The sequence below is a fragment of the Glaciimonas soli genome (assembly GCF_009497155.1).
GTDB classification, from domain to species: Bacteria; Pseudomonadota; Gammaproteobacteria; order Burkholderiales; family Burkholderiaceae_D; genus Glaciimonas; species Glaciimonas soli.
Window position 1 is genome coordinate 1 of sequence record NZ_WINI01000018.1, and the last position, 2,324, is coordinate 2,324.

General features: G+C 53.1%; 2 protein-coding genes. One reads left to right on the plus strand and one right to left on the minus strand.

The annotated features are described in order from the left end of the window. Positions 1 to 315: 315 nt before the first annotated feature. Positions 316 to 1,227 carry a LysR family transcriptional regulator gene (locus tag GEV47_RS19040; RefSeq protein ID WP_153236378.1) on the minus strand — a complete coding sequence of 304 codons (912 nt, stop codon included), beginning with the start codon at positions 1,225 to 1,227 and terminating at the stop codon, positions 316 to 318. A 535-nt stretch (positions 1,228 to 1,762) separates the two neighbouring features. Between GEV47_RS19040 and GEV47_RS19045 the strand changes: the two genes are divergently transcribed. Further along, positions 1,763 to 2,284, plus strand: coding sequence for a YybH family protein (locus GEV47_RS19045; protein WP_153236379.1), 522 nt, complete (start codon positions 1,763 to 1,765; stop codon positions 2,282 to 2,284). Positions 2,285 to 2,324 lie beyond the last annotated feature (40 nt).

Consider the following 2,324-nt stretch of genomic DNA (forward strand, 5'->3'; position numbering starts at 1 on the left):
AAGCGCTCGATCGATAACTTGGTAGGCGAAATTTGAGGGTGACGCATTGTGAGACTTCATAAGAGTTTGGCGAACCATTATTAGAGTCCACAAAAGCCGCTCCGCTTTGCAGGTTTTCCATTTTCCACCCCAGCATCCGACTCGCAGATATCTGCCCACCTATCCGATAATCGCGACCGCGTAAAAAATTCACGCTATTAACGCCGGAAAATTCTCGCTTGCAATACGCACTGGGAGACATGAGGAGCAAGCACGAGCGCTACAGCCCCCAGTTGAATGCCGCGTGGCAAGTCAAGAAACGGATTTCTACGTGCGTTAAGGCAGATCCTTCGATATTGTGACAGCTTGCGTCAGGGTATCTACTACCCACCGTCCAGCTGGCCCCAGCGGATCGCTGTCTCTGCGAATCAGGAACAAAGGCATGCTCTGGTTACGCGGCTGACGCTCTGCCAGGTCCAGTTCGATTAACCGCGCAGCACCCAGATCTTCCTCCACGAAGCTACGCGGCATGAAGCCCCAGCCCAATCCCGCGCGCAACATCGCATACTTCGACCCCAGGTCGGCAGTGAGAATTTGTCGATTGGAATACACCGAGAACGTTCGTCCCGCAGTTCGTCCGCTATGGTCGGTCAGCACAATCTGCGTGTACTCCCGCAGCATATCATTCGAAATTTTTCGTTGCCCCATTAATGGATGGCTGGCAGCGGCGACCGGAACGATAGCAATCTCAGGCAATATGTGGCTGGTCAAACCCGGCGCAATATCCGGTAACGAGCCTTGGACGCCCAAGTCGTACTCGCCCGTGAGGACCCTCTCAGGTACACCACCTAGAACCTCGGTACACAGCCGCAGAACCACACCTGGGAATGTTTGCTGGAAGCGTGCTACCAGATCTACGAGTTGCACAGTTGGGAACATCACATCGAGGACGACGGACAGCTCGGCTTCGAGTCCCTGCGTCAATCTCAAGGCGCGGGCTTTGAATTGGTCAGCGCGAGCGAGAACCTCACGTGCATCAACGAGCAGGGAGTATCCGTGGTCGGTAAGCTGAGGTTTCCAGCCACTTCGATCGAATAGCGTGGTACCCAGCGCGGTTTCCAGATTGACAATAGCGTTACTCACTGCCGACTGAGCGCGGTGCAACTGACGCGCTGCCGCTGAGAAGCTGCCGTGATCATTGATAGCCACAAATACGCGTAATTGATCCAAGTTTAGCGAATTCAACATAATCTATAAATCAGATGGAGATGATCAGAATTTTATCTCTTCTTTGCATGGGATTTCTGCATTATCCTGATCACCTGCCCAAAATATATCGAAAGGACACCCGCCATGACTATCTAACAACTCCAAGTTTCGAGCTCGGGGGACCTGCTTGCGGCGACTGCAGATACGGGTGCTCGGCATGTCACGGTGGTAGGGGAATTTTGTGGCAGCCGGAGACGGCTTCGACAAGATCTAAACGAATATTCCATCCAAGCGGAGACTCATAGCGGAAGCTCCGTTACGTGCATCCTGTCAGGACAGACGATCATCGACGACGGCGACATGCTCCGGCTACGTGCGTTGTCGCAGGAATAGCGGACCATCTTTGCCCCTTCGCCTTCATCGACCATCACCATCACAATAGCCAACTGGTGTGTGGACCTGCCCCGCCTGCAAGATCGTCGATATCTCCGAACCGGGACCAAGAGCAGTAGCGATTTACCTTGTCATCCAACTATGATGTTCTATTTTTCACATAACTACGCTTGAGGATCAAATGAAAAAACGCAATTTGTTCAGCATGAAAATCGCAACGCTTGCCCTGGCTGGCGCACTCGGTGGATTTCCAATTTTCCATGCAGCCGCAGCCGAAACGCTCCCGTTCTCCAGCGATTCTGCCGTGAGTGTCGCACAGCACGAGGCGTACGACATCGTGCATCAGTACGAGACCGCGCTCAATGCTGGGGACACAAACGCAATTCTGACTCTTTTTGCAAACGATAGCGTCGCTGAGTGGGACAATAAGCGTACCTACGCTACAAGACAGCAGAAAATGGATGGGTACAACGACCTGTTCAAGATCGCTAAATTCAAAACGGTATTCTCCTATGACACGATTAATGTGTATGGGGACACGGCCCTAGTTCGCACGCACCATCATCGTGGTGCCGCCGTCGTCGAAAATGGCAAGAAGGTAATTGACCTTAACCGCGAGGTCTTCGTGCTGCACAAGGTCGACGGGACTTGGAAGATCGTCTTGTACACGTTCAATACCGACCCCGTGCAAGGCGAGGGCTGAAACAGTCTTGATGGGGAGGGGGTGGAAACAGCCCCCCCCC

Bases quoted from the DNA above. Each gene is read 5' to 3' on its own strand.
- GEV47_RS19040 (WP_153236378.1), bottom strand. From the start codon at position 1,227: ATGTTGAATTCGCTAAACTTGGATCAATTACGCGTATTTGTGGCTATC.
- GEV47_RS19045 (WP_153236379.1), top strand. From the start codon at position 1,763: ATGAAAAAACGCAATTTGTTCAGCATGAAAATCGCAACGCTTGCCCTG.